This is a genomic window from Shewanella algicola (assembly GCF_014648035.1).
GTDB lineage: Bacteria > Pseudomonadota > Gammaproteobacteria > Enterobacterales > Shewanellaceae > Shewanella > Shewanella algicola.
Genome location: NZ_BMQI01000045.1, coordinates 1 through 26,051 on the forward strand (window position 1 = coordinate 1; position 26,051 = coordinate 26,051).

Annotated in this window: 26 protein-coding genes, 1 tRNA gene and 1 pseudogene; 7 read left to right on the forward strand and 21 right to left on the reverse strand. The window is 42.9% G+C overall.

The window, feature by feature from the left end; genetic code table 11:
- Window positions 1–156: 156 nt before the first annotated feature.
- Window positions 157–345: pseudogene (locus IEY42_RS22725) on the reverse strand (IS630 family transposase); the annotation flags it as partial.
- Window positions 346–757: 412 nt separating this feature from the next.
- Here IEY42_RS22725 and IEY42_RS16825 point away from each other — a divergent pair.
- From IEY42_RS16825 to rimI, 6 genes are all read left to right on the forward strand, one after another.
- Window positions 758–834 (forward strand) — tRNA-Trp (locus IEY42_RS16825).
- Between the two features lie 795 nt (window positions 835–1,629).
- Window positions 1,630–2,094 carry an ArsR/SmtB family transcription factor gene (locus tag IEY42_RS16830; RefSeq protein WP_229780130.1) on the forward strand — a complete coding sequence of 155 codons (465 nt, stop codon included), beginning with the start codon at window positions 1,630–1,632 and terminating at the stop codon, window positions 2,092–2,094.
- A gap of 70 nt (window positions 2,095–2,164) precedes the next feature.
- Entirely contained in the window at window positions 2,165–2,410 is a 246-nt protein-coding gene (locus IEY42_RS16835; protein WP_160054029.1) for a thioredoxin family protein, read from the forward strand.
- Window positions 2,411–2,688: 278 nt separating this feature from the next.
- Window positions 2,689–3,687, forward strand: coding sequence for a permease (locus IEY42_RS16840; protein WP_188926448.1), 999 nt, complete (start codon window positions 2,689–2,691; stop codon window positions 3,685–3,687).
- Window positions 3,688–3,793: 106 nt separating this feature from the next.
- Window positions 3,794–4,165 (forward strand): DNA polymerase III subunit psi, encoded by a 372-nt coding sequence (locus IEY42_RS16845; RefSeq protein WP_188926449.1) that lies wholly within the window; start codon window positions 3,794–3,796, stop codon window positions 4,163–4,165.
- Window positions 4,152–4,607, forward strand: a complete 456-nt coding sequence (rimI, locus tag IEY42_RS16850; RefSeq protein WP_188926450.1) for a ribosomal protein S18-alanine N-acetyltransferase — start codon at window positions 4,152–4,154, stop codon at window positions 4,605–4,607. Before IEY42_RS16845 ends, rimI begins: the two co-directional genes overlap by 14 nt.
- Window positions 4,608–4,712: 105 nt before the next feature.
- Here rimI and lipA read toward each other — a convergent pair whose 3' ends face one another.
- The 14 genes from lipA to leuS all read right to left on the reverse strand — a co-directional run bounded on the left by lipA (window position 4,713) and on the right by leuS (window position 19,158).
- Window positions 4,713–5,678: a lipoyl synthase gene (lipA, locus tag IEY42_RS16855; RefSeq protein ID WP_188926451.1), complete on the reverse strand. Its 966-nt coding sequence runs from the start codon at window positions 5,676–5,678 to the stop codon at window positions 4,713–4,715.
- Window positions 5,678–6,328 carry a lipoyl(octanoyl) transferase LipB gene (gene lipB / locus IEY42_RS16860; RefSeq protein ID WP_188926452.1) on the reverse strand — a complete coding sequence of 217 codons (651 nt, stop codon included), beginning with the start codon at window positions 6,326–6,328 and terminating at the stop codon, window positions 5,678–5,680. The genes lipA and lipB overlap by 1 nt, the downstream gene beginning before the upstream one ends.
- Before the next feature lie 83 nt (window positions 6,329–6,411).
- On the reverse strand, window positions 6,412–6,678 hold the full coding sequence (gene ybeD, locus IEY42_RS16865) for a DUF493 family protein YbeD (RefSeq protein WP_188919703.1): 267 nt from the start codon (window positions 6,676–6,678) through the stop codon (window positions 6,412–6,414).
- A gap of 136 nt (window positions 6,679–6,814) precedes the next feature.
- Window positions 6,815–8,020 (reverse strand): serine hydrolase, encoded by a 1,206-nt coding sequence (locus IEY42_RS16870; RefSeq protein ID WP_373292877.1) that lies wholly within the window; start codon window positions 8,018–8,020, stop codon window positions 6,815–6,817.
- Between the two features lie 132 nt (window positions 8,021–8,152).
- A complete protein-coding gene (locus tag IEY42_RS16875; protein ID WP_275974643.1) occupies window positions 8,153–8,971 on the reverse strand; it encodes a septal ring lytic transglycosylase RlpA family protein in 819 nt (272 codons plus the stop codon).
- A gap of 10 nt (window positions 8,972–8,981) precedes the next feature.
- On the reverse strand, window positions 8,982–9,974 hold the full coding sequence (mltB, locus tag IEY42_RS16880; RefSeq protein WP_188926454.1) for a lytic murein transglycosylase B: 993 nt from the start codon (window positions 9,972–9,974) through the stop codon (window positions 8,982–8,984).
- A 14-nt stretch (window positions 9,975–9,988) separates the two neighbouring features.
- Window positions 9,989–11,110 (reverse strand): rod shape-determining protein RodA, encoded by a 1,122-nt coding sequence (gene rodA / locus IEY42_RS16885; protein ID WP_188926455.1) that lies wholly within the window; start codon window positions 11,108–11,110, stop codon window positions 9,989–9,991.
- On the reverse strand, window positions 11,092–12,948 hold the full coding sequence (gene mrdA, locus IEY42_RS16890) for a penicillin-binding protein 2 (protein ID WP_188926456.1): 1,857 nt from the start codon (window positions 12,946–12,948) through the stop codon (window positions 11,092–11,094). Before mrdA ends, rodA begins: the two co-directional genes overlap by 19 nt.
- 126 nt (window positions 12,949–13,074) lie before the next feature.
- On the reverse strand, window positions 13,075–13,545 hold the full coding sequence (rlmH, locus tag IEY42_RS16895; protein ID WP_160054046.1) for a 23S rRNA (pseudouridine(1915)-N(3))-methyltransferase RlmH: 471 nt from the start codon (window positions 13,543–13,545) through the stop codon (window positions 13,075–13,077).
- Window positions 13,545–13,874, reverse strand: a complete 330-nt coding sequence (gene rsfS / locus IEY42_RS16900; protein WP_160054047.1) for a ribosome silencing factor — start codon at window positions 13,872–13,874, stop codon at window positions 13,545–13,547. The genes rlmH and rsfS overlap by 1 nt, the downstream gene beginning before the upstream one ends.
- Before the next feature lie 88 nt (window positions 13,875–13,962).
- A complete protein-coding gene (nadD, locus tag IEY42_RS16905; RefSeq protein WP_188926457.1) occupies window positions 13,963–14,598 on the reverse strand; it encodes a nicotinate-nucleotide adenylyltransferase in 636 nt (211 codons plus the stop codon).
- Between the two features lie 16 nt (window positions 14,599–14,614).
- Window positions 14,615–15,649: a DNA polymerase III subunit delta gene (gene holA / locus IEY42_RS16910; protein WP_188926458.1), complete on the reverse strand. Its 1,035-nt coding sequence runs from the start codon at window positions 15,647–15,649 to the stop codon at window positions 14,615–14,617.
- Window positions 15,649–16,143, reverse strand: a complete 495-nt coding sequence (locus IEY42_RS16915; protein ID WP_188919685.1) for an LPS-assembly lipoprotein LptE — start codon at window positions 16,141–16,143, stop codon at window positions 15,649–15,651. Before IEY42_RS16915 ends, holA begins: the two co-directional genes overlap by 1 nt.
- A 423-nt stretch (window positions 16,144–16,566) precedes the next feature.
- The gene (gene leuS / locus IEY42_RS16920) at window positions 16,567–19,158 is read right to left on the reverse strand and encodes a leucine--tRNA ligase (RefSeq protein ID WP_188926497.1); all 2,592 of its coding nucleotides are present in this window, start codon (window positions 19,156–19,158) and stop codon (window positions 16,567–16,569) included.
- Between the two features lie 120 nt (window positions 19,159–19,278).
- Here leuS and IEY42_RS16925 point away from each other — a divergent pair, with 120 nt between their 5' ends.
- On the forward strand, window positions 19,279–19,779 hold the full coding sequence (locus IEY42_RS16925) for a zinc ribbon-containing protein (protein ID WP_188926460.1): 501 nt from the start codon (window positions 19,279–19,281) through the stop codon (window positions 19,777–19,779).
- An 18-nt stretch (window positions 19,780–19,797) separates the two neighbouring features.
- On the opposite strand, the gene IEY42_RS16930 is transcribed toward IEY42_RS16925, so the two are convergent.
- The 6 genes from IEY42_RS16930 to miaB all read right to left on the reverse strand — a co-directional run bounded on the left by IEY42_RS16930 (window position 19,798) and on the right by miaB (window position 25,855).
- Complete coding sequence (locus IEY42_RS16930; protein ID WP_188919681.1) at window positions 19,798–20,088, reverse strand: DUF6482 family protein; 291 nt, start codon at window positions 20,086–20,088, stop codon at window positions 19,798–19,800.
- Window positions 20,089–20,244: 156 nt separating this feature from the next.
- Window positions 20,245–21,813 (reverse strand): apolipoprotein N-acyltransferase, encoded by a 1,569-nt coding sequence (gene lnt, locus IEY42_RS16935; protein ID WP_188926462.1) that lies wholly within the window; start codon window positions 21,811–21,813, stop codon window positions 20,245–20,247.
- A 3-nt stretch (window positions 21,814–21,816) separates the two neighbouring features.
- Window positions 21,817–22,695 (reverse strand): CNNM family magnesium/cobalt transport protein CorC, encoded by an 879-nt coding sequence (gene corC, locus IEY42_RS16940; protein ID WP_188926464.1) that lies wholly within the window; start codon window positions 22,693–22,695, stop codon window positions 21,817–21,819.
- Between the two features lie 45 nt (window positions 22,696–22,740).
- Complete coding sequence (gene ybeY, locus IEY42_RS16945) at window positions 22,741–23,208, reverse strand: rRNA maturation RNase YbeY (RefSeq protein ID WP_188926467.1); 468 nt, start codon at window positions 23,206–23,208, stop codon at window positions 22,741–22,743.
- Complete coding sequence (locus tag IEY42_RS16950; protein WP_188926469.1) at window positions 23,205–24,269, reverse strand: PhoH family protein; 1,065 nt, start codon at window positions 24,267–24,269, stop codon at window positions 23,205–23,207. The genes ybeY and IEY42_RS16950 overlap by 4 nt, the downstream gene beginning before the upstream one ends.
- Before the next feature lie 161 nt (window positions 24,270–24,430).
- A complete protein-coding gene (gene miaB, locus IEY42_RS16955; protein ID WP_188926470.1) occupies window positions 24,431–25,855 on the reverse strand; it encodes a tRNA (N6-isopentenyl adenosine(37)-C2)-methylthiotransferase MiaB in 1,425 nt (474 codons plus the stop codon).
- Window positions 25,856–26,051 lie beyond the last annotated feature (196 nt).

Below are 26,051 nucleotides of genomic sequence, written 5' to 3' on the forward strand. Positions count from 1 at the left end.
GGGTGACTCAACTATGTTCTAGACGGTGGACAAAACTGACCAATTAATTAATGTAAATGGTATAATTTCTCTGAAAAGAAAGTGATAAGCCCGTTGCTAAAGTAACGGGCTTTTTTACGTCTGGAATTTGAGATTTTTGCATCATACCAATCCGCATTAGACTTTGCCCATATTAGCCCAGTCTTGTGTGCACAAACTTTTTACCCTGTCATTGCACTGACTAAACGTATTCCAAGCACTGCAAATTGTTCAACGATATCGTATATAACCTTAAAACCTATTTACCAAACAGTGCTGTCTTAACCATTGCCATACCTGCTCTATTGGGTTTAGTTCTGAAGAATAATACCAATCCGCATTAATAAGTGATCTCTCATAATGCTTATAGCGGCTTTTGATTACAGTAGTCATGGTTTTCCCTTTCAAATAGCGATAACGCAGAACAAAAGCTGCAGGGGTATTCCATTCAGGCGAATTTTAAAAGGACTTAAATTGCGTGGCTTGACTTCAAAAGGGAACAACTATTCATTCAGTCATGGCCTTGCTTAAGCTCTTTAAACTCTCGCTGAGTCAAAACTTATTAACGTGGAATGGTATGATTACTCAAAGTTTTGACAATATTGCTAGTTATATTTCAATATTACTTTTTCTGCTTCAATAAAGGCGCTAGTTTGCCTGAAAAAACTGCAATTGAACTGATATTTTAAAAAAGTACTTTACCTTTGGAAGGGGTTTTAGCATAATGCCCCTCGTCAACAGGGGTGTAGTTCCAATTGGTAGAACAGCGGTCTCCAAAACCGATGGTTGCGGGTTCGAGTCCTGCCACCCCTGCCAAATTTAGAAGGCCTAGCAGAAATGCTAGGCCTTTGTCTTTTCTGGATTTTATCATTTTTTAGTCTCCTCTATAGCACCAATTCCTTACCCCAGAAAATTTCAATTTTGCCATTGGTGACCAAATGGTGACCAAACCGTGACCATGACGCTTTTATCTTGTCCATGTATGGGACTTTCTCGCCTGCAAAATATTGTTACTGATGATATGAGCGCTCTGTTAATTGTCGATAGCCAAGCTGCGAGAGTAGTCGGTATCAACGCACGGGTAACACGTTAAACATCAACATGAGCCTACCGATAATTGGTCGCTTATCGCCAGTTACACAAAATTAGTTACAGTCTCCCCTAAAAATGGTTAAGGTACTCCCAATCCACTCATAACGGCTATAAACAACCCCCTGTTGTTATATCAATCAATGGCATCAAATAATATTAGGGTGACCTAAACAGCAGCTGAAAGTGCTGCTTAAATTGCAACTCTTGTTTGTGTACAGATTTACTTGACCACATCAGTTTTAAGGCATGGCTCATGCGCAACCACCCAACTCTAATGCTTTTACATACTCAACGAAGCTTTCAGCTTTACCTGATTAACATAATTGTTGGGGTGTTAAATTGCCATAAGCTGGCAATGGTTTGCTTTCAAACCAGCTTACAGCTGCTTCTAGTAAGTATTAATTTTCTATGTTGTGATTGATTTCTCTTAGTCAGATTCATTAGTCATTTAACATGGCAAGTAGGTACGACTTACTTATGATATATAGTCAGTATATGCTGTACCATATTGATGAAGTCATGCTTGCCGCATCGATTAAGTCAAATTGTCTATTAACACAGGGCTGTAATCATTATAGTGAGGTAACTGTCGAAAAAATTATCATGGTACTGTGCTTTGATGAGGCTGTTGTTTATGGAATATTTCGACGTGTGTTTTTATTGAAAGTTGGGTCTATGAAAGAAAGAACAAAAGTAAAAGCAAACATTTTTAAGGCGCTTGGCCATCCAACTCGCTTATGGATAGTTGAACAACTGGCCGATGGGGAAAAATGTGTCTGTGAATTTGTTGAAGAGGTTAACGTTGATTTCTCAACAATCTCTAAGCATTTGGCGGTATTACGTCATGCAGGTGTGGTGAATATGGACAAGCGTGGCAAACAAATTTTTTACTCATTAAAAATGCCATGCTTGCTGAGTTCGTTAGATTGCATTGATGTTGTGTTGAATAACCAAATTCAGCAACAGATCACATTAATGGATTAATTTTTACCTTACATTTGGTCAAAAGGTAAAATGACCAATTGAATGTAGCATCATTAATCGGAGAACTATTATGGAAATTAAAATACTCGGCACAGGGTGTACTAAGTGTCAAAAACTTGCAGAAGCAGCTGCCGAAGCGGCAAAAGTGCATAACCTTGATTTTCAGATCTCAAAAGTGACAGATATTGCCCAAATTATGGATTATGGCGTGATGTCGACGCCGGCTTTAGTGGTTGATGAGCAGGTTGTGATGAGTGGCCGTTTAGCTAGTGTTGAAGAGATTGTTGCATTGCTCAAACCCTATGCAAAATTCTAATTAGGCGGAGGCTCTATGAATGTTAAAACCATCGTTAGGTTTTGTTATTGAGCGTTGTTTGTCTCGGTGTTGCTTTAGTTGGCTACCAGCAATTTACTGCATCAGCAACGCTATAACCTTGTTCTAGCACCATCAAGACGGTTTCATCTTTAAATGCTTGCGGATAACTTTTATGTGATTTTTTTAAACTCATATCGACCTCTTAATTTATTGACCATACTGTCTCAAAATTAAGTGTCCGATGGAATTAGACCAGAACACTTTAAGGCGGTTTCATTATGTTGCAAATTTTTTCTGATTTGGCAACGTGGTTAACTTTTACAGTCTTTAATTTAGACCCAAGTACCAAACTTGCAGATGCGGTGCATTTCTTTATTGAAGATACCACTAAGATTTTTGCGTTATTGATATTGATGATTTACGTCATCGCACTGATTAGAGCCTCACTGAATGTTGAAAGAGTGAGAGATTATTTAGCCGGTAAAAATCGCTTTGTCGGTTATTTTATGGGATCGGTTTTTGGTTCTGTCACTCCTTTCTGTTCTTGTTCGAGTATCCCTGTCTTTTTAGGCTTTACCTCCGCCGGGATCCCCGTTGGCATCACCATGGCTTTTTTGATTACCTCACCGCTGATCAACGAAGTGGCTATTTTGCTGCTAATTAGCCTATTGGGATGGAAGTTTACTGTTATTTATGTCGCTGTTGGTATGTCGGTTGGCATATTGGCTGGGGCATTTTTAGATGCCATTCACGCTGAACGTTGGCTGCAATCTTTCGCGGCTAAAGCGTTAGAGAAGGGCCAAGCAAAAACGAATGATAATCAGCCTAATGAAGCCCCATCTACCTCGCTGACATTAGCTGAGCGACATCAATTTGCTAAAGATGAGATGCTAGAAATATTCGGTAGAGTATGGAAGTGGGTCATTATTGGGGTTGGGTTAGGCGCGGCATTACATGGTTTTGTTCCCGACGGCTGGATTGAAGCTCACTTAGGCAATGGCCAATGGTGGTCTGTGCCCGTTGCTGTTTTGGTCGGTATTCCGTTGTATTCAAATGCAACGGGGGTTATCCCTATCATGGAAAGCCTTATCATCAATGGCTTGCCAATTGGTACCACATTGGCATTTTGTATGGCCACGGTTGCAGCAAGCTTCCCTGAATTCATTTTACTGAAACAAGTAATGCAATGGCGCTTGCTGATGATTGTATTTAGTATTTTGCTGATTTCATTTACCTTTATTGGGTGGATATTTAATATCATTAGCCCAATGTTATAACGGCTAATAATGTAGCGCAGGGTAATAGCGTGTGATAGCTCTCTTTTTACCTTAGCGCTTAGCTGTTATGCTTAGGAGTGAATTAATTGTTAGCAATGAGAGCCTAATGGACCAATCTGCTTTTTTAGATGCAATGAATATTACTCGTTGGCGCAGTGCTGATAAGCCGATAAAACCCTACCTTGTGTTGCATGATCTTGACGCCGATCTCTCTGATGAGACATTAATTGCAGATGTGTTGCGGTTATTAAGAGTGAAAATAGAAGATTGTGAATTTGATTGCGAAATGGTGAAAGGCCCTCAAGTTGTTTGGGATATGCGTAAAGTTAAAGTTAGGCCGCGAGTGGCCTGGATAGTCAGTGCGCCGTTAAGCGACTTACCTGTCAACCCGCAAGAGAAACGTCAACTTTGGCAACAAATTAGCCTGCATCTTGATAAACAATACACTACAGATGGTGGTTATAATGCACAACACTGAAGCCTATGGTGTGATTCATCTGAGTATTGATGATGTGGCTGCGATGACCACTATTGAAAACCAAGCACACACCCATCCCTGGACCGAAGCCGTTATCGCAGATTGTTTTGGGCCTTTATATCGTACTATCGGCATTAAGCAGCAGGGCCAGTTATTAGGCTTTGCGATTGTGCAGCAAATTATTGATGAAGCGACTTTGCTTGATATTTGTGTGGCGCCAGCCTATCAAGGCCAAGGTTTAGGGTTATTACTTATACGACACCTATTGAGCGAAGCAAAACAAGCCCAGGCCGTTGTGATGATGCTAGAGGTGCGTGAGTCAAATACCTCTGCCAAAGGGTTGTACGAGAAAGTGGGTTTTAGTGAGTCAGGTAGACGCAAAAATTATTATCAAACTAGCAATGGCAATGAAGATGCTATTTTGATGGATAAACCCTTATAAACTTTATAGGCCCCTTACTTCGATATTGCAGACATAAAAAAACAGCGCTTGAGCGCTGTTTTTTATTGGTCAATTACGGAAAAGGTTATTTGACCAGAGCTCAGGTTATTTAACTTCTTTGCCTTGAGCTTGCAAGTCTGCATGGTAGCTAGAACGAACCAAAGGTCCACAGGCCGCATGAGTAAAGCCAATGTCATCCGCTAGGGCTTTTAATTCATCAAACTCAGCTGGTGGCACGTAGCGTTCAACTGGCAAGTGGAATTTAGAAGGCTGTAAGTATTGGCCTAGCGTGAGCATTTCTACGTTATGAGCACGTAAGTCACGTAATACTTGAGCAATCTCTTCGTTGGTTTCGCCTAGACCCATCATTAAGCCCGACTTAGTCGGTACATTTGGATGACGCTCTTTAAAGCGTTTAAGTAAGTCTAACGACCACTGATAGTTAGCTCCTGGACGGGCTTTGCGGTAATGCGCAGGCGCTGTCTCTAGGTTGTGGTTAAATACATCTGGTGGCTCAGTGGCTAAAATATCGAGTGCGGCATCAATACGGCCACGGAAATCAGGAACCAGAATTTCGATTTTGATTTCTGGGTTTAGTAAGCGGATTTCGCGAATACAATCAGCAAAATGTTGTGCACCACCATCCCGCAAATCATCACGATCTACCGAGGTGATAACCACGTATTTAAGCTTCATATCTCTAATGGTTTCAGCTAATTTTACTGGCTCTTGTGCATCAGGCTTTAATGGGCGGCCATGGGCTACGTCGCAAAACGGGCAACGACGAGTACAAATTGCACCTAAAATCATAAAGGTTGCCGTGCCGTGGTTAAAACACTCAGCAAGGTTAGGGCATGATGCTTCTTCACATACAGAGTGTAAGCCGTTTTTGCGCAAGGCTGATTTAATATCCAGAATACGCTGATTTGATGCCGGTAATTTTACGCGTAGCCAATCTGGTTTACGTAACATGGTTTCGCGCTCAGATGGCACCACTTTGACAGGAATTCGCGCGACTTTTTCTGCATCACGCAATTTAACACCTGGTTGTAATCTTTCAGGCCTATTCATTATTCTGCTAATCCTTGATGATGTACAAGTTGTTGATAGCCCATAATTTGGCTAAAGGTTTGGATTAATTTATCACCGGCTTCTAGCACGGTTTGCGGTCCACCTAAGGCTTTACATTGCACCATTTCTAAACCAGCATAACCACATGGGTTAATGCGTTTAAATGGGGCTAAATCCATGTCGACATTCAGTGCTAAGCCATGGAATGAACAACCTTTACGAATACGCAGTCCTAAAGAAGCGACTTTTCTTTCGTTTACATACACGCCTGGAGCGTCAGCTTTAGCATAAGCTTCAATATCATATTGGCCCAGCATATCGACAATACATTGTTCAATATGGTTAACCAATTGGCGTACGCCTATTTTATTACGTTTGATATCGATAAGTGGATATACCACTAACTGGCCAGGGCCATGATAGGTAACTTGACCGCCACGATCTACCTGAATAACGGGGATGTCGCCAGGGTTTAACACATGCTCACTTTTACCTGCTTGGCCTTGGGTAAATACTGGTGAGTGCTCAACGATCCACAGCTCATCTTGGCTGTTGCTGTCACGGGTGTCAGTATATTCTTGCATGGCATGCCAAATAGACTCGTAGTCTTGCAGGCCGAGATGGCGAATGTGCAGTGTATTTGCTTGCAAGGGCAACGTCTCCCCTAGGTAAATGGTGTGATTTATTCTTGAGTATTATACTCAAGTTTTACGCGAATGCTGACTCTTTTGAGTTACAGAACGCGTTTAACACCGTCAATGGCGGCAAGATCGGTATACGCTTTTTCGATGTGCTCTTTACTGGTCACCGTAATACGAATGGTCACCGAATAGTAACTGCCTTTGCTTGATGCTTTTACCGTTGGTACATAATCGCCAGGGGCAAGTTGTTGTGCTACAGCTACAACGCGATCAGCAAGTGTGTCATCGGCATCACCAATCACTTTGAATGGGCATGAATTTGGAAATTCCATTACTTGGTCAAAAGTTGTATCTAACATTGGCTACTCAATTGGGTTGGCTATGACTTAAATATGGTGGCGATTATACCCGATTCAAGCCTCATAGGGCTGAAAAAATTAAAGCCGCACAAATGCGGCTTTAATTGATTGATTCAAGGGTAATTTACAAATCAGTTTATTCGAACCAGCTGGCAAACATTTGCTTAAAGTAATCCATTAACTTGCTAAACCAACTGCCTTCTTCGACCTCGTTCAAGGTGACAAGTGGGAATTGGGCAATGTCTTTACCATCAAGTTGAAAATATACACGGCCAACCACTTCGCCTTTAGCCAGTGGTGCGGTCAGCTCTTTGGTTAATTCGAAGTTAGCTTGTAAATCTTTTGCTTTACCACGGTTGATAGTAATAGGAGTGTCTGTCATTACGCCTAAATCAACGGTTGCTCTGTCGCCATACCAAATGTTTTGCGTGACAAAAGTATCACCTGCTTTGTAAGGGGTAATGGTTTCAAAAAAGCGGAAACCGTAGTTAAGCAGTTTTTTACTTTCTGCTTTACGGGCAGATTCGCTGTTGGTGCCCATTACTACAGTGATTAAGCGCATACCTTCACTGGTGGCTGATGACACGAGGTTATAACCTGCACCTGAAGTATGACCGGTTTTAATGCCGTCAACGTTTAAGCTTTTGTCCCATAACAGACCATTACGGTTGTATTGCTTGATGCCGTTGTATGTGAACGACTTCTCTGAATATACTCGGTATTCTTCTGGCACGTCTCGGATTAACGCGGCACCTAATATTGCCATGTCATAAGCGGTGGTTTTATGATTGTCTGAATCTAGACCATGCGAGTTTTCAAAGTAACTGTCTTGCATGCCCAATTGTTTGGCCCACGAGTTCATTAGGTCAACAAAGGCGCCTTCAGTACCGGCAATGTGCTCAGCCATAGCAACACAAGCATCGTTACCTGATTGAATAATAATTCCGCGGTTTAATTCATGTACCTTGACCGTTTTACCAACTTCAATAAACATTTTAGATGAGTCTGGGAAGTTTTTTGACCAGGCATTTTTAGTGATGGTAACGTCATCATCTAGAGAAATATTACCCTCGCGTACTTCATAACCAATCACATAGCTGGTCATCATTTTGGTTAAACTGGCAGGGTTTAAGCTTTCGTAAGCGTTTTCTTCTGCGATAACTCGACCTGAGTTGTAGTCCATTAGCACATAAGCTTTGGCGGCAACACTGGGGGCATCAGGGGTAACCATAGGGGCACGGCTAGGTGTTGGACGATCGGGCTGCGGTGTGGCGGCAAGTGAAGAGAATGACACTACCGATGCAAATAGCATTGAAGTGAGTTGAGCGGTCTTAGAAGTCATCATGAATTAGGCACGTCTCTAGTTAGTCGAAGAAAAGACAAAAAATTGAATTTTAATAATTGTTAATGATTATACATGAGTAGACAATCATTTCGCATTAAGGTTCTTTCATTGAGCGTAAATGTACTTTGCTTAAGGCACGATAAAGCTTTGTGGGTAGCCTTTAGCTTGTAATCTATCTAAGAGTTTATTGGTTAAGTGTATTTGCTTAATCGGACCAAGTTGTAACCTGTGGATCCCATTAGAGGAACTCACCCTTGAAGATACTGAATATTTATTTTCAAGCTGTCTTGCCAGCATGTTGACCCGCAATTTATCTTTTGATGCGACAACCTGAATATAATGATTGTCGTTGTCTTTTAAGTCGCTAATGACTCTTTGCTCTGCTGATGGCACATAAATGGTTTCAAGCTGAACTCTTGCTGTGCCTTTTGTTAGCATGCCAAGGTGGTAAGCGCCTGCATAAGACAAGTCGATAACGCGACCATGATGAAACGGTCCTCTGTCGTTAACGCGAACAATAATTTGTTTATTATTGTCCAGGTTAGTGACTTTTACATAACTCGGTAAGGGTAAGTTTTTATGCGCTGCTGACATAGCATACATGTCATAGGTTTCACCATTTGAGGTTAAATGGCCATGAAACTTTGAGCCATACCAAGAGGCGTTACCTTGTTCTTTAAAGCCTTTACCTGTGTCGAGTACTTTATAGTTTTTGCCTAAAACCGTGTAGTCGCGATTACCTTGGCGACTGTAGGGTTCGTATTTGGGCTGAGCACTTTTAACTAAACTCACATCAGGTGCATCATCTGGATAACGATCATTGTCCATTTGATAACGGCTTTTGCTTGTAGAGTTTTGACCTGCTTTACTACCTTCATTGGATGAGCAGCTAATCACCAACATGCTACATAGCAGGGTGAGCAGAAGGGCGCGAATAGACATTGGCATACTGGATTACCTAACGTTGATAGTGAGCATTAAGTTGCTCACTAAATTGGTAAACGGCCATGGCGTAAAGTGGACTTCTGTTATATCGGGTAATGACATAAAAGTTTTTCAAGCCTAACCAATATTCAGTAGTGTCTGGTTGGTCTAATTTGACTAACAGCGCTTTTTGCGACGCGTCGATGTCTTGGTTTTTGGCTAAGCTAAGGCTTGGGCTAAGAATGTCAGACACTTTGTAGTGAAGCTTTTCTTTGGTCCAGACTTTTGCTTTAGGGGCTTGGTTTGAGGTGTGGTTAAGTAATAACGCCACCGGTTGACCTTTTTGCCAGCCATGTTGATGAAAGTAATTGGCAACACTGCCAATGGCATCTGCTTTACTGGTTAACAAGTCTCTTCTGTCGTCGCCATCAAAGTCAACAGCATAGTGACGGTAGCTTGACGGAATAAATTGGCCATATCCCATCGCACCAGCATATGAACCTTTTAAGGTGCTGTTATCGAGCTTTTCTTCTTTTATCAGCGCCATTAGGTTGGCGTACTCGCTACGAAAGAAGGTCGCGCGTGGCGGATAATAAAAGCCTAAGGTGTATAGCGCATCTTGTACACGGTGGTTGCCCATGTAGCCGCCATAAAAGGTTTCAATTCCAATAATGGCCACAATAATTTGTGGGTCTACGTTAAATTTCTCGGCGGCTTTGCTGATAACCGCCTGGTTATCTTTCCAGAAGGCTAAGCCTTTTTCTAAACGTTTGTCGGTTAGAAAAATGGGGTAATACTGGTGCCAAGGCTTGGCTTCCCAAGGTTTAGTGATGGCGTCGATAATGCTTTGATCAAAGGTCGAACCCGCTAAAAAGGCTTCAACTTCTGCTTGGTTTGCCCCTTTGCTCACTTGCTCTGTTATAAAGGCACTTTGTAACGCTTTTGGATCATTGTCAGCAGCTTGTGCATTAGTAAAGAGGCTGCAAAGCAGTGTTAGGCTGGCGATTTGTAATGTTGTTCTAGCCATAATTAACCGTATCCCTATCTATCGACAAATCGTCTATGTGTTTGAATGCTCATTAAAATACCAAATCCTGTCATTAGGGTCAGCATGGATGTTCCTCCATAACTAATCAGCGGAAGTGGTACGCCTACAACTGGTAATATCCCTGATACCATACCAATATTAACGAAAACGTATACAAAGAATGTCAGAGTGATACTGCCTGCTAATAATCGTGCAAAGCTGGTTTGCGCTTGTGAAGCAATAATTAGGCCTCGGCCGATGACAAATAAATACATCGCCAGCAGTAATAAACTCCCAATCAAGCCAAACTCTTCACCAATTACCGCAAAAATAAAGTCGGTGTGACGTTCTGGCAAGAACTCTAATTGTGATTGAGTGCCATTGAGCCAACCCTTACCCCAAATACCGCCAGAACCAATACCGATTTTAGATTGAATGATATGATAACCTGCGCCAAGCGGGTCCTGCTCAGGATTAAACAAAGTTAATACCCTAGTACGTTGGTAGTCGTGCATTAAGAAAAACCATAAAACCGGTAAAAACATCAGCACAGCGGCAACGGCGCCGCCGACAATCAGCCAGCTCATTCCCGATAGAAACAACACAAATACCCCTGAGGCAGCTACTAGGATAGAGGTACCTAAGTCAGGTTGTTTAGCAATCAGTAACGTTGGGATTAATAGAATCACCACCCCACCTGCAAGGTGGCGTTTTTTAGGGGGTAACGGAAACTTACTGATATACCAGGCCATCGTAATAGGGAAGGCAAGTTTGATAAGTTCCGACGGTTGAAACTCCATAAAACCTAGATTTAACCAACGCTGTGCACCTTTATTAATGGTGCCAAATAATTCAACACCAATGAGTAATGCCACACCGGCTAAATAAATAGGTAACGCCCAACGGCGGAGTATTTCAGGGTTAATTTGTGCAAAACAAAACATGACCCCAAGCGATAATGACATGCGCACTAATTGGCGCTCCATCATGGCTGGGTCTTCACCACTGGCTGAGTAAATTACAAATAAACCGAATAGCATGAGCACTAAAATACCACTGAGCAGTGGTACATCTATATGTATCTTTTGCCAAAATGACTGTTGGTGTGGATGATTATTCACGGTTTTACCGCCCATTCGTCACGTAAAATATACTCGTCGAGTAATGCTCTTGCCAATGGCCCTGCGTTTGCACCACCCCAACCGGCATTTTCTAATACCACGGCTAATACAATGCGTGGGTTTTCATATGGAGCATAAGCAATAATTAATGCGTTATCGCGTAAATGCTCAGCGATAGTATCGGCATTGTACTTTTGGTCTTTGGCAACACTAAATACCTGGGCGGTACCGGTTTTCATGGCTGCGGTGTAGGTTGCATCGGTAAAGCGTGATTTGTCTGCGGTTTGACGCATCGCTTCATTGATAATGTCCCAGTTACGTGAGTTTTTAAGCTCTATTGGTGGCTGTTCATCAATTGGCGTGTCGATTTTTACCGTATTATTTTTAAACGATTTTAATAAGTGCGGGGTAAAGCGCTTGCCTTTGTTGGCCATAATGGCTGCAGCATTAGCAAGTTGCAACGGTGTTGTGGTCCAGTAACCTTGGCCGATCCCAACTGAAATGGTGTCACCATTGTACCAAGGCTGGTTATAACGCATGCGTTTCCAGTCTCGTGATGGCATCACGCCATCTGACTCTTCAAAAATATCGATGCCTGTGCTTTTACCAAAACCAAACGGTTCCATAAACGTAGCCATTTTATCGATGCCAACTTTATAGACTAAATCGTAAAAGTAGATGTCGCATGAGTCGACAATGGCGTGATAAACATCGACCCAACCATGCCCCCACTTTTTCCAGTCGCGCCATTTACGCTCAACGCCAGGCATTTGCCAGTATCCTGGATCCCATACTCGTGTATGTTCATTAATAATTTTTTCTTCCAACCCTAGCAAGGCAACGTGCGGTTTAATGGTTGATGCGGGTGAATACTGGCCTTGGGTAGAGCGGTTTATCAATGGGCGAGACTTGTCATTTAATAAGTCAGCATAGGCTTTACCACTAATACCATGCACAAACGGATTTGGGTCGTATGTTGGGCTAGATACCATTGCCAGTACACCGCCGTCTCTTGGGTCAAGTGCAACAACAGAACCACGGCGTCCGGCTAATAATTCCATGGCTTTTTGTTGTAGGTTTAAATCCAGGGTGAGGTATATATCTTGTCCTGGTAACGGTGGTGTAACTTTGAGGGTACGAATGACTCGGCCGCGGTTATTGACCTCTTCTTCAAGGTGGCCAGGAATGCCGTGCAGTAAGCCTTCGTAGTATTTTTCGATGCCTTGTTTGCCAATATCTTTAGTGGCCGCGTAGTTTTTCCATTGCTGGCTTTTTTCAAGTTGTGCTTTGTCGCGGGTGTTAATTTTACCCACATACCCCAGAACATGTGTCATCAGTCCATTGAAGGGGTAATGACGTTTCAAACCGGCTTCAACATAGAGTCCTGGGAACTTATATTGGTTAACACTGAATGTGGCCACTTGGTTTTCGGTTAGCTTGTTTTTAATGGTAAGTGGCTTAAAGCGGCGATGATACTTAAGGGTTTCGGTGATGTTTTCGCGCTCATCGGGAGTTAATTCAATGAGTTTATTGAGTTCATCTAATGTGGCGTTAACGTCTGATACTTTCTCAGGGATGAGTTCAAGCGAATAATAGGGTTGGTTTTCGGCCAATAATACGCCGTGACGGTCGTATATAAGTCCTCTGCTTGGGGCTGTTGGTACCACACGAATACGGTTGTCGTTAGAGCGTGTTTCGTAGTCTTTATATAACACGACTTGTAAATTGTAGAGGTTATAAAATAATACGCAAAGTAAGGCAAAAACGCAGAAAAAGGTAAATAGAGCACGACGTTTAAATAACGCTGCTTCTGCGGCGTGATCATGCATGGTAATGCGCTTTTTTGGCGGCACTTATGCTATCCCCGTGTTATCAAGTGGAAGGTTGACTGAAAAAGATCACTGTATCAGCTGATGAATATGAAAAAAAGAGATGCATGATAATCATTATCGATTAGCCTAATTATCTATGCTCAAAGTTTATTCTCGGTGATAAGGATGGTTGTTGTTAATGCTCCATGCACGGTAGAGACTTTCTGCCACTATAACTCGCACCAAAGGATGGGGTAGAGTTAATGCAGATAAGCACCAGCTTTGGTTGGCCGCCTCTTTACAAGCAGGTGAGAGTCCTTCTGGGCCACCAATGAGTAAGCTGACATCTCTGCCGTCGAGTTGCCATTTTGTCATTTGCTCGGCAAGGTCTGGTGTAGTCCAGTTTTTGCCGGGTAAATCTAAGCTGACAATATGGTTACCTTTGGCTACCGCCGCTAACATGAGCTCGCCTTCCTTGTGAAGAATTCGGGCGATATCTGCATTTTTTCCGCGTTTCCCTGCAGGAATTTCAATGAGTTCCAATGCCATATCTCTTGGGAAACGGCGTTGATACTCTTCGAAACCTCGGGTAACCCAGTCAGGCATTTTTGTGCCAACGGCAATAAGCTGTAACTTCATTATGCGCTGTGTTCAGACCATAATTTTTCAAGCTCGTAGTAATCACGAGTTTGTTCTTGCATAACATGCAAAATAACGGGGCCTAAATCTACCAATACCCATTCACTGCTGTCACGACCTTCAACACCAAGAGGCTGCTCACCAGCATCTTTAGCTGAAACGATAACATGCTCTGCGATGGAACGAACGTGAGTTTTTGATGTACCAGTACAGATGATCATAGTGTCTGTGATGGTTGACTGTTTAGACACGTCTAAAACAGTAATGTTTTTAGCTTTTAAATCATCGATTTTATCGATAACGAAATCTTTTAGTTCGGTGCCTTGCACTCGAAGTACCTCATTAGTAAAAATTAACGGAGTATTATACTCAAATTCGTTGTGAATGCGCAATTAAGCTTATTTAATCAGGTTGCCGTTATTGATACAGCTGATGTTGGTCGATGTATTGACGTGTTGAGGGCAGTAATACTTTACTGGTATCAGTATTTTGCGCCAATTGTTGACGTATTTCGGTTGATGAGATATTTACGAGCTGACTGTTAACGCTGAATATCTTTCCATGAGTAGCGTGATTTTTTAACGTCAACTCGCTGGCTTGTGCATGGCGAAATAGCAATTGTTTGGCCATTTCACTTTGGGCATCCATTGTCCATCCTGGGCGTTGACATAGGGCGATATGACACAGAGAAAACAATGATTGCCATCGATGCCACAATGGTAATTGGATAAATGAGTCCATGCCCATGATAAAAAAGAACTCATGTTCAGGGTATTGCTGTGTGAGTAACGTCAGGGTGGTGACACTGTAGGAGGGGGTGTCACGGTCGATTTCGATGTCGCACAATTCAAACTGAGGGTATTGCTGACAGACTAATTTAACCATTTCTAAACGATGATAGCTGCTGACCATGGTGCTATTTTTATGTGGTGGAATGTGGTTTGGCATTAACCATACCTGGTCTAAATTAAGCTGCTGTTTGACGTCTAATGCTGGATTGATATGGCCAAGGTGAATGGGGTCAAATGTACCGCCCAATATACCAATTCGCATGTGTTGTCCTTTATTGTTAATCCGTGAGCTCGATATGCGCCAGACGGTTGTGTGCTCGCGGGTCGAATAAAATGCAAAGATGGCTAATGCCGACCCAGTCTTCAATGCCTTTTTGCTTAAGGTTTAATTCAAGCTTGGAGGCAAAAGCGAGCATGTGTTCGATGTGCTCGAGATCTAAACGTGTCAGTGCCGCTTGAAATAACGGTTTACGTTTGTCCCAAATCCGGTGTTTTCCCCATAACTGATTGAGTTGTTCACCATTGTGTTGGGCAAGCTTTAACGTAAGCAGCAAGTTGATTTCTTTAAACAATGCCCACATTAAAATGGGCATCGCAGTGCCTTCAGCTTGTAACTGAGCCAACATGTGTTGTGCCTGCTTTTGGTGATTGCCCAATATGGCATCACACAGCTGAAATACACTAAAACGCGATTGATCTTCAAAGTATTGGTTAAGTTGCTCTGGGGTAATATTTTGCTTAGGGCTGAGCAGTTGCAGCATTTGCATTGCTTGTTCAGCCGCTAATAAGTTGCCTTCAAACAAAGTAAATAACATGGCTTTAGCATCGTGATGTACCGTGAGGTTGTAATGAGCGATGCGGCTGTCGAGCCAGCGTTCAAATTGTTTGCCTTCGGGGGTAGTGCAAGGCAAGTAGATGCCTTTGGCGTCGAGCGACTTAAACCATTTGCTATTAGTTTGCTCTGCACCTACTTTAGGGCCTTGAACAATTAACAGCATGTCGGGATTTGGGTGTTGTAGCAAGGTCTGAAATGCAGCTGCGCCCTCTGTGCCGGGCTTACCTTGGGGTAAGATTAACTCCACAATCCGTCGACTGGCAAATAAGCTCATGGCTTGCCATTCTTGAATTAACTCGTTCCAGTTGAAGCCAGTTTCTTGACTGAGTTGCACCCGCTCCTCAAACCCCTGCTTTTTAGCGGCAGCAAGAATGTGTTGTTTGCTGTTTTCGATCAGCCAGGGATCGTCACCAAATAATAAAAAACAATCAGGTAAGTTTTTAAGATGTTGTTTTAGCTGATCGGGGTAGACCCGCATTATTCTGCTCCAATTGATGCCAAGGTTTGAATAATGTAGTCGGCTGCTTGTACTCGCATTTCTTTTAGCAACAATTCCATTTCACGACTTTTTGCTAATGCGGTCCGTGGATCGTCTTGGTAGTCACGACGAATTTCGGTGTCAAACTCTTGCGGCTCTTCTCCCGGTAGTGTGACCGAGTAATGGACAACATAAATGAGTTCGTATTCTGCAACGTTACCGGTTGGGTATAGCGACAAGGTGGCACGTTCTAATGTGTCGTTAATTAAGCGCAATGTCGGTGTTTTATCAGCGGCATTAACAAGGGTAATTCTGTTAATGCGTAAGCGGTCACGTACAAGGCGGGTTAATTCGCTGTATTCGTCGCTACTGCTTAAGTGCAGTTCGGCTAACTCAGCAGGAATTGAGTAACTGCGCTGCAGTTTAAAACCGCAACCGGCAGTGGTCAGTAGTACCAGGGTCATTATGGCTAAACAGATTTTTTTGGCTAGCATAGTGAGGGGAGGCATCCTTGTATATTGCATGGTTAACATAAATAACTTACCGCTATTTTACTAGGATAAGTTATTTTACTGCTAGGGCCTGTTGATCTTTGTTGGTTGAATTTTGTTCGAGTTAAAAACGTTATAATCGAGGCGAATGGATTGATGCCTAGTCATCTAAGCAAAATCCATTCAACAAAGAGTAAAACGTTTTTAGCCGAACCCTTCGGGCAGCGTTTGTTGGCCATTTTTACCGCGTTATCGACTTTTTATGTAGAATAACTACACCTCTAAGTCTCTGCTGCGCAGTTGTAAATGTGAGTAATGGCCAACAATTCGCTGCAAAAACAACATTGAAAGATCAACAGACCCAAATAATATTACAACCTGTGAGAGTTGCTCACTCCCACAGGTTGTTGCCGTTGTGGTTAACGATTAATTAGCCACAATGCTTAACAGTTTGCCAGGCACGTAAATCACTTTACGTATGCTTAAGCCTTCTGTGTGCTTCTGTACATGCTCGTCACTCATGCCAAGTGCTTCAACATCTTCTTTAGATGCATCTGCTGCTACGGTGATTTTTGCACGCACTTTACCGTTCACTTGAACCACAATCAGTTTACTGTCTTCAACTAATGCTGATTCATCAACTTCTGGCCAGCGGCTGTCTTCGATGTTGTTTTGGTTACCCAGTTCTTTCCACACGGTAAAGGCAATGTGCGGCACGATTGGGTAAAGAAGACGTGTCACTGCAGAAAGCGCCTCAGCAAGTAAGGCACGGTCTTGTACGCTTTCTTGTGGTGCTTTTAATAAGTGATTCATCAATTCCATTACTGACGCAACAGCAGTGTTAAACATTTGACGACGCGCGATGTCATCACTGACTTTTGCAATCGTTTTATGTAGTTCACGGCGCAACGCTTTTTGGTTCGCGTTTAATTTGCTGGCATCAAGTGCTTCTGTTGGGCCTGCTGCTACATGATCGCTGGCCAGTTTCCAGAAACGCTTAATAAAGCGGTGCGCTCCTTCAACGCCAGACTCTTGCCACTCAAGTGTCAGCTCTGGAGGTGATGCGAACATCATAAATAAACGGACGGTGTCAGCACCGTATTTTTCGACCATTACTTGTGGGTCGATACCGTTATTTTTTGACTTAGACATCTTGCTCATACCGGTGTAAACCAGTTCATTGCCTTTGCTGTCTACGGCTTTAAGAATACGGCCTTTATCGTCTTTTTCTTCTACGGTCACTTCTAAAGGTGACACCCATACTCGGGCACCTTTTTCATTGGTGTAGTAGTAAGCGTCAGCCAATACCATGCCTTGAGTTAATAGCTGTTTAGCTGGCTCATTACTGTTAACTAAACCGGCATCACGTAATAACTTGTGGAAAAAACGGAAGTAAAGCAAGTGCATACAAGCGTGTTCAATACCACCAATGTATTGATCGACAGGTAACCAGTAGTTGGCTTTAGCAGGGTCTAACATCTCATCTGCATGTGGACTACAGTAACGTGCGTAGTACCAAGATGACTCCATAAAGGTGTCAAAGGTATCGGTTTCACGCAGTGCTGGTTGGCCGTCGACAGTGGTTTCTGCCCATGCTTTATCAGCTTTAATTGGGCTTTGAATCCCGTCCATGATCACATCTTCTGGCAAAATCACTGGCAGTTGATCTTCAGGTGTAGGGATAACGCTGCCGTCAGCTAAAGTGACCATAGGGATAGGTGCACCCCAGTAACGCTGGCGAGAAACGCCCCAATCACGTAGACGGTAATTAACCTGACGCTTACCTTTACCTTCAGCGGTTAAGCGCGCGTCGATGGCATCAAATGCTGCTTGAAACGCTAGGCCGTCTAATTCAGGGAAAGCGTCACCAGAATTAAACACCACGCCTTTGTCAGTGAAGGCTTCTTTGCTTACGTCTAACTCGCCTTCAAGAGGTTTAATGACCGCTTCAATGGCTAAATTGTACTTAGTGGCAAACTCATAATCGCGTTGATCATGTGCAGGCACAGACATTACCGCACCCGTGCCGTAATTCATCAATACAAAGTTAGCGACCCAAATTGGCACAAGTTTGCCTGAAATTGGGTGAACTGCGTTGAAACCGGTTGCAACGCCTTTTTTCTCCATAGAGGCCATGGCGGCTTCGGTAGTGTCAGCGTTTTTACATTCTTCTAAAAACTCAGCTAATTGCGGGTTGTTTTCAGCGGCTTGTATTGCAAGTGGGTGACCGGCTGCAATGGCAACATAGGTCACGCCCATTAATGTATCAGGACGAGTGGTATAGATATCAAAGCTGTCGTCACTGTCAGCGACTGCAAAGGTCATTTCGATACCTTCACTACGGCCAATCCAGTTACGTTGCATGGCTTTAACCTGTTCAGGCCAGCCATCTAATGTATCGATGTCGTTAAGCAGCTCTTCTGCATAATCTGTGATTTTAATAAACCACTGTGGGATCTCTTTTTGCACCACGGGAGTGTCACAGCGCCAGCAACAACCGTCTTGTACTTGCTCGTTAGCCAGTACAGTTTCGTCATTTGGACACCAGTTTACTGATGAGGTTTTTTTGTACACTAGGCCTTTTTCATACAACTTAGTGAAAAACCACTGTTCCCAACGATAATACTCAGGAGTACAAGTGGCAATTTCACGGCTCCAGTCATAACCAAAGCCTAATAATTTAAGCTGGTTTTTCATGTAGTCGATGTTTTCGTATGTCCATGGCGCAGGAGACGTCTTGTTATTGATCGCGGCATTTTCTGCAGGTAGACCAAATGAGTCCCAACCGATCGGTTGCAAAACATTTTTACCTTGCAAACGTTGATATCGTGCCACAACATCACCTATGGTGTAGTTACGGACGTGGCCCATGTGAAGACGACCTGAAGGATACGGGAACATAGAAAGACAATAGAATTTCTCTTTGCTTTCATCTTCAGTGACTTCAAAGGTTTTATGTTCTTGCCAGTGCGTTTGCACTAAGGCTTCAATTTCTGAGGGATTATATTGCTCTTGCATCAATCTATTTCCGGCCATGCCGCCTATTGTTTGATCTAACGCTCAACAGCGCGATTTATAACTGCATAGAATAAACCAGAAGTGATCTATTAAAAAGGTGCGTATTAAGGAGTATTACCTATGAGTGGAAAAAGTTCAGCACTATTAGCCTTATATCAATCACTATTTGAACAGGTGAAAACCACGTTCGATCAAGATAACTCATTGACAGCTAAAAGTTTGTTTGAGTATGTCACCAAAGGAAAAGCCTATCTACAACTAAAATCAAATGCCGATGAAGAAGAGTTAGCTTTAGTAGAAGAATTTTTAAAGCGAGACATTGCCAACTTTTTAAATGAGAAAAATGAAGACAATTTGAGTCTCAGCCCGACAGTCATTGGTATTGAGAACACATTATGGCAATGGCTCAGTGAAATTACCGACAGAAGCCAGGTTGAATGGCATGAACTATTACAAGATTTTAAGCATCATGGGGTTTATAAATCTGGGGAAATCATTAACCAAGGTAAATTGACGTGCAATAAGTGCGGTCACGAAATGCAAATCGATTTTCCTGGGGTAATCCCCGAATGTCCTAAGTGTGACAATAATGAGTTTTCACGCGAGCCGCTCACACCATAAAAGCTATGGTTAGCGAGGTTAAAACTCGACTCGGTAACGGCAATGATGACTGCTGCTGTTACCGATCATTTCATCGTATGCCGTTTGAATTTCTATCATGGCGTAATGGATCCCTTGCTGTTTAAGTAATTCCTCCGCTTGTGTAATGGAATTAAGGCTCATTAGCTTACCTGTTTTATCACGAGCACTTTTAAAGTTCCCTTGCTCATCTTCTATCCCAAGTAAGTAATGGTTTGAATCAGCATAACTGATAATGGTTGGATGTTGCGCTTGCTGGCTAATGGCTGACTTTATCTCTGATAGTTGCATAATCACCTCCAATGGCTGTGTATTAGCTATTACGTTTCTTAAGTTAATATAGTTCAATATTTAACCATGCCAGCTGTTTAAACGGGAATAGGAGTAAGCACGAGATAAAAAAATAGGTTACCTCAACGAGATAACCTATTTAGGTTATGATTAACGTTAACGGTTTTTACGCAGATAATTTGCAACGCCAAGTAATATCAAAAAGCCGCATAATATTAGCAGAGGCAATTGACCTATTTTTTTAAACCAGGTTTCGCCTGTGTATAGCGCCACATTTGCCACCAGTACGCCAGTTTCAAATTGCGGAATCGCATCGGTAATACGGCCGTGGGGGTCAACGACAGCGGTGACACCATTATTGGTACCACGTAGCAGGGGTTTACCCATTTCAATTGCGCGCATCTGGGCTATTTCCATGTGCTGTAATGGCCCGTTAGATGCGCCAAACCAAGCATCGTTTGAAACCGTCAATAGCATGTCTGTTTGATTGGTTACACTCGCTCTAACCTGCTCTGGAAACACTATTTCATAACAAATGGCTGGAGCAATATGGTAACCCACTGCGGTAAGGTTTTTTTGGGTATATTCACCCCGTTGAAACGATGACATGGGTAAATTAAAAAGCGGGGCGATGGGACGCAGTAAGTCACCAAAAGGCACAAACTCGCCTATAGGCAGCAAATGGTGCTTTTTAAACTCATTAGTGCCATTGACGAGGTAGTCTGGGCTCTGTTGCTGCTTTTGATTATGGTTACCCAATACAATCAGTGAGTTAAAATAGTCATCTTGCTGGTGGCTAATAATGCCGGTGATGATGGCAGTATTATTGATGTTGGCCACTTGGTTGGCGTTGAGTAAAAAGTCTTCGACCATAACTTCAGGCGCCGGTATTGCAGCTTCTGGCCAAATGACAATATCTACACTTGATGTTTCATCAAACTGAGCGCGAGTGAGATCCATGTATTTCAGCATGGTTGGCCACAATGCGTCGGGCTCCCACTTCATGCTTTGGGAAATGTTACCTTGCACTAAGGCAACTTTGACAGACTTTCCGCTTGGCGCGATGGGATTTAGCTGCGGTGCAGCCCATGCACTTAACGCTACAATTGGGATAATAATTAACACAGGTAATAGGCGTTTTTGTGTGAGTAACATTAATGCACCAGCGACGAGGGCAATAATAAAACTCAGCCCAAGCGCGCCAATAAAACTGGCTAGCTCACTTAATGGCCCAAGTGTTTGGCTGTAACCTGCCCATATCCACGGGAATCCGGTTAAAACCCAACCTCTTAACCATTCAGTTAATACCCATAATGCTGGAAATAAGCCTAAATAGGTTAAATATGGGGATAAGGTGTGTTTACGTGTTTTAGATAGTTTACTGAGTAAATAGCCACACAGAGCAGGGTAAATGGCTAAATACAGCGCCAAAATAGCCATTAATGCCATCGACACTACAATGGGCATGCCGCCAAAGGTATCAATACTGACATGCACCCAGCTGATACCCACAACAAAGCAACCAAAACCAAAAATTAGCCAGTAATATAAGCTGTGTTTAGCCGTTAATGATTGGCTTTGCCATAGCGCAAAAGTCAGTGCGAGCGGGAAAGCGGCCCAAATTTCATAAGGCGCAAAAGATAATGCAGTGCTGGCGCCAGCAATAAATGCTGTCACCAGACTGGCAATACTCAAGTTAGAGTATACAGATTGATTGTTTAACACGATTTAGTCGTCGAGTTCTTCGCTAAGATTAGGGTCGGGTAGCTTAACACGAAGTTGCACTAAGCGGCGGTTATCTGCGTTGATGACTTTGAACTCAATATTGTCAATAACAATACTTTCGTTACGCTCAGGCAAATGACCAAAGGCATGTGAGACTAAACCACCAACGGTATCGAACTCTTCATCGCTAAACTGAGTACCGCACGCTTCATTAAAGTCGTCAATTTCAGTTAAGGCTTTAACCATGAATACCGTATTGCTGAGCTTTTTAATTTCGGTGTCTTCTACTGAGTTATGGTCAAATTCGTCTTCAATTTCACCAACGATTTCTTCCAAAATATCTTCAATAGTCACAAGACCTGATACGCCGCCGTATTCATCTACCACAATTGCCATATGATAACGTTGCGAGCGGAATTCTTTAAGGAGTACGTCGACACGTTTGCTTTCAGGCACCACTACTGCTGGGCGGATCACTTGTGCAAGAGTAAAAGGATCATCAGACTGTTTAAAACCGAATTTGATCAAATCTTTAGCGAGTAAAATACCCTCGATATGATCTTTATCTTCATTGACGACGGGGAAGCGCGAGTGGCCTGAGTCGATAACCGTTTCTAACAATTGTTCGACGCTACAGTCTATTTGAATGGTCACTATCTGTGCACGTGGGATCATAATGTCACGCACACGAAGGTCGGAAACCTCTAATACACCTTTAATCATTTCGCGAGTGTCTTCGGTTATCAGGTCGCGCATTTCAGCGCCTGCTATGACCTCGACTAAGTCTTCGCGATTTTGAGGTTCGCCCTGAAATAATTGGTTGATTTTATCGAACCAGCTTCTCTTGTGGGCGCTTGTACTCGGGGGGATATCGTCACTCATAATATTTTTATAAACTTGTCTATCTACCAGATAAATATCGTTTATTTATGCTTCCTTATAGGGGTCTGTAAAACCTAAGCCTTCAACAAGTTGGGTCTCTAATGACTCCATCTCATCGGCTTCCTCGTCGATAATATGGTCATAACCTAGCAAATGCAAGCAGCCGTGTATGACCATGTGTGCCCAATGGGCATTTAAGGGTTTATTTTGCTCGGTAGCCTCTTGTTCAACAACCTTTGCGCAAATCACTAAATCACCTAAAAGTGGTAGTTCTACTTCTGGCGGAGCCTCAAAGGGAAAAGACAATACATTAGTGGGTTTGTCTTTGCCGCGATAAGTACTATTTAGTTGTTGGCTTTCGGCTATTTCGACGACTCTAATCGTCAACTCAACCTCTGGCATGGTTTGACCAATAGCGGTGCGCACCCAGGTTTCAAACTCTGCTTGTGTTGGCAGATTTGAGGCTTCGATTGCAATTTGCAGATCGAGATCTAATTTGATTACTTGGCTCATTGGGCCGGGTCCTGCTTATCTTGTTGTTGGCGTTTTTGCTCGCGCTCGCGGTAAGCTTGCTCTTTTGCCGCTTTTTCGATTTGCTCTTGCTGCTCAAACGCCTCGTAGGCTTCAACAATTCGTGCTACTACAGGGTGACGCACCACATCTTGGGCAATAAAGAAGTTAAAGCTGATTTCTGGTACTTCACTTAATACTTCAATTGCGTGGCGAAGTCCTGATTTTTGGCTGCGAGGTAAATCGATTTGAGTAATGTCGCCGGTGATCACCGCGCGTGAATTAAAACCAATACGGGTTAAGAACATTTTCATTTGTTCAACCGTGGTGTTTTGGCTTTCATCTAAAATAATAAATGCATCGTTGAGTGTACGACCGCGCATGTAAGCCAGTGGGGCGACTTCAATTACGCTGCGTTCAATCAGTTTTTCTACTTTCTCAAAGCCCATCATTTCAAACAGTGCATCGTAAAGCGGACGTAAATAAGGGTCGACTTTTTGGCTTAAATCACCGGGTAAAAATCCCAGTTTTTCACCGGCTTCTACCGCTGGGCGAGTCAGTAAAATACGGCGCACTTCTTGGCGTTCGTAGGCATCTACTGCGGCGGCAACGGCTAAATAGGTTTTGCCTGTACCGGCTGGGCCAATACCAAAGCTGATGTCGTGGCGGGTAATATTGTGCATGTACACGCTTTGATTTGGCGTGCGCGGCTTAATCACGCCACGTTTGGTTTTAATGTGTACACCGCTGTCATCGTTCTCTTGTTCTGCTTCAAGATTGATCGCTTCTTGAATGGCTAAGTGGACGACTTCGGGTTCTAAATCTGGGGTGCTGCCTTTGACTGTTTGGGTTTCGATATACAGTTGGCGCAATAAATTATTAGCATTTAAGGCATTACGCGGTAGGCCAACAATAGTGAAGTGATTATTTTTGTGAATAATCTCTACACCTAAACGACGTTCGAGCTGTTTAATATTGTCATCAAATGGGCCACATAATGAGGCTAAACGGCGCGTATCTGAAGGTTCTAGATACAAGTTCATGGTAGTGACTTTAGTGGTCAAATAAGGCTCCAGTGCTTAGTCGAAAACGACATAAAATGAATATGACTCGCAATATAGACAGTTTACGAGTGTCTTTATTGAATTACCATAATATGCCGATTTTTTGGCAAAAATAAAGGCGGACTAGCCGCCTTTATTACTGCATCCACAATCAAGCAGGCTTATGGCTTATATTGGGTTACACCCAAAATATCATCTTGCTTGTGTTTAGCTAAAATATCAGACGGACGCAAACTACGGCGTAAATCCATTTCATTTTCGCCACGAATAAATTCGCCACGTAATGAGTTGGTGTACACATCTACAATTTTCACATCAACAAAACTGCCAATGTGAGTGTGTGGCGCTTCAAAGTTAACCACGCGGCTGTTTTCAGTACGACCACGAAGCTCCATTGGATTCTTAACCGATGGGCCTTCAACCAAAATACGCTGTACAGTGCCTAACATTTGGCGGCTGTAACGCATGGCTTGTTGAGTTATACGGTCTTGTAAAATGGCTAAACGTTGCTTCTTTTCATCATCGCTGACATCATCTGGCAAATCAGCCGCAGGCGTACCTGGACGAGCGCTATAGATAAAGCTAAAGCTGTGATCAAATGCCACATCTTCAATCAGTTTCATGGTGTCAGCAAAATCTTCAGCCGTTTCACCCGGGAAGCCAATAATAAAGTCAGAACTGATTTGAATATCAGGACGGGCTTTACGCAAACGACGAATGATTGATTTGTATTCAATCGCCATATGTCCGCGCTTCATTTGGGTTAAAATACGGTCAGAACCCGACTGTACTGGTAAATGTAAGAAGCTGACCAATTCTGGGGTGTCTTCATACACATCAATAATGTCTTGAGTAAACTCAATCGGGTGGCTGGTGGTAAAGCGTAAACGATCGATACCATCAATCGTGGCGATTAAACGCAACAATTCTGCAAAGGTACAGATCTCATCATCGTGAGTCGCACCGCGATAGGCATTGACGTTTTGGCCAAGTAAATTCACTTCGCGTACGCCTTGCGCCGCTAATTGTGCTACTTCAAGAATGATGTCGTCTAATGGACGGCTCACTTCTTCGCCGCGAGTGTATGGCACTACGCAGAAAGAACAGTATTTGCTACAACCTTCCATAATCGATACAAACGCCGTTGGACCATCAGCACGAGGCTCTGGTAAACGGTCAAATTTTTCGATTTCAGGAAAGCTAATATCGATAACCGCTTTTTCGCCGCGTTGGATCTGATCGATCATATCGGGTAGGCGGTGTAAAGTTTGTGGGCCAAAAATAATGTCGACGCATTGGGCGCGATCTTTAATGGCTTTACCTTCTTGTGAAGCAACACAGCCACCCACCCCAATAATCAAATTAGGATTTTTGTCTTTTAAAGATTTCCAACGCCCTAGCTGATGGAAAACCTTCTCCTGTGCTTTTTCACGAATAGAGCAAGTATTAAGCAGCAGTACGTCTGCTTCGCTCGCATCTTCGGTCAAGGTATAACCTTGATAGTCGTCTAACAAATCAGCCATCTTTGATGAGTCGTACTCATTCATCTGACAGCCCCAGGTTTTAATATGAAGTTTTTTACTCATCAGTGCTCGCCGGTAAACCATAGTAAAAATAGCGCGATATTTTACCTGTTGTCTGGCCGTATGGCTAGCACTAGTGCAAGTTTCACTCGTTTAGCGATAAGCTTGTTGATAACCCTGAAAATAGTAATGTTTTATGATTTTCATTAAAACGACTTGATTGTGCTACAAAAATCGTAAATTTAACTGCCATTTTGTG

Excerpts from the sequence above, each read along its gene's own strand:
- IEY42_RS16830 (WP_229780130.1), top strand. The coding sequence starts at position 1,630 with ATGCTTGCCGCATCGATTAAGTCAAATTGTCTATTAACACAGGGCTGT.
- IEY42_RS16835 (WP_160054029.1), top strand. The coding sequence starts at position 2,165 with ATGGAAATTAAAATACTCGGCACAGGGTGTACTAAGTGTCAAAAACTT.
- IEY42_RS16840 (WP_188926448.1), top strand. The coding sequence starts at position 2,689 with ATGTTGCAAATTTTTTCTGATTTGGCAACGTGGTTAACTTTTACAGTC.
- IEY42_RS16845 (WP_188926449.1), top strand. The coding sequence starts at position 3,794 with ATGGACCAATCTGCTTTTTTAGATGCAATGAATATTACTCGTTGGCGC.
- rimI (WP_188926450.1), top strand. The coding sequence starts at position 4,152 with ATGCACAACACTGAAGCCTATGGTGTGATTCATCTGAGTATTGATGAT.
- lipA (WP_188926451.1), bottom strand. The coding sequence starts at position 5,678 with ATGAATAGGCCTGAAAGATTACAACCAGGTGTTAAATTGCGTGATGCA.
- ybeD (WP_188919703.1), bottom strand. The coding sequence starts at position 6,678 with ATGTTAGATACAACTTTTGACCAAGTAATGGAATTTCCAAATTCATGC.
- IEY42_RS16870 (WP_373292877.1), bottom strand. The coding sequence starts at position 8,020 with ATGACTTCTAAGACCGCTCAACTCACTTCAATGCTATTTGCATCGGTA.
- IEY42_RS16875 (WP_275974643.1), bottom strand. The coding sequence starts at position 8,971 with ATGCCAATGTCTATTCGCGCCCTTCTGCTCACCCTGCTATGTAGCATG.
- mltB (WP_188926454.1), bottom strand. The coding sequence starts at position 9,974 with ATGGCTAGAACAACATTACAAATCGCCAGCCTAACACTGCTTTGCAGC.
- rodA (WP_188926455.1), bottom strand. The coding sequence starts at position 11,110 with ATGGGCGGTAAAACCGTGAATAATCATCCACACCAACAGTCATTTTGG.
- rlmH (WP_160054046.1), bottom strand. The coding sequence starts at position 13,545 with ATGAAGTTACAGCTTATTGCCGTTGGCACAAAAATGCCTGACTGGGTT.
- nadD (WP_188926457.1), bottom strand. The coding sequence starts at position 14,598 with ATGCGAATTGGTATATTGGGCGGTACATTTGACCCCATTCACCTTGGC.
- holA (WP_188926458.1), bottom strand. The coding sequence starts at position 15,649 with ATGCGGGTCTACCCCGATCAGCTAAAACAACATCTTAAAAACTTACCT.
- IEY42_RS16915 (WP_188919685.1), bottom strand. The coding sequence starts at position 16,143 with ATGCTAGCCAAAAAAATCTGTTTAGCCATAATGACCCTGGTACTACTG.
- leuS (WP_188926497.1), bottom strand. The coding sequence starts at position 19,158 with ATGCAAGAGCAATATAATCCCTCAGAAATTGAAGCCTTAGTGCAAACG.
- IEY42_RS16925 (WP_188926460.1), top strand. The coding sequence starts at position 19,279 with ATGAGTGGAAAAAGTTCAGCACTATTAGCCTTATATCAATCACTATTT.
- IEY42_RS16930 (WP_188919681.1), bottom strand. The coding sequence starts at position 20,088 with ATGCAACTATCAGAGATAAAGTCAGCCATTAGCCAGCAAGCGCAACAT.
- corC (WP_188926464.1), bottom strand. The coding sequence starts at position 22,695 with ATGAGTGACGATATCCCCCCGAGTACAAGCGCCCACAAGAGAAGCTGG.
- ybeY (WP_188926467.1), bottom strand. The coding sequence starts at position 23,208 with ATGAGCCAAGTAATCAAATTAGATCTCGATCTGCAAATTGCAATCGAA.
- miaB (WP_188926470.1), bottom strand. The coding sequence starts at position 25,855 with ATGAGTAAAAAACTTCATATTAAAACCTGGGGCTGTCAGATGAATGAG.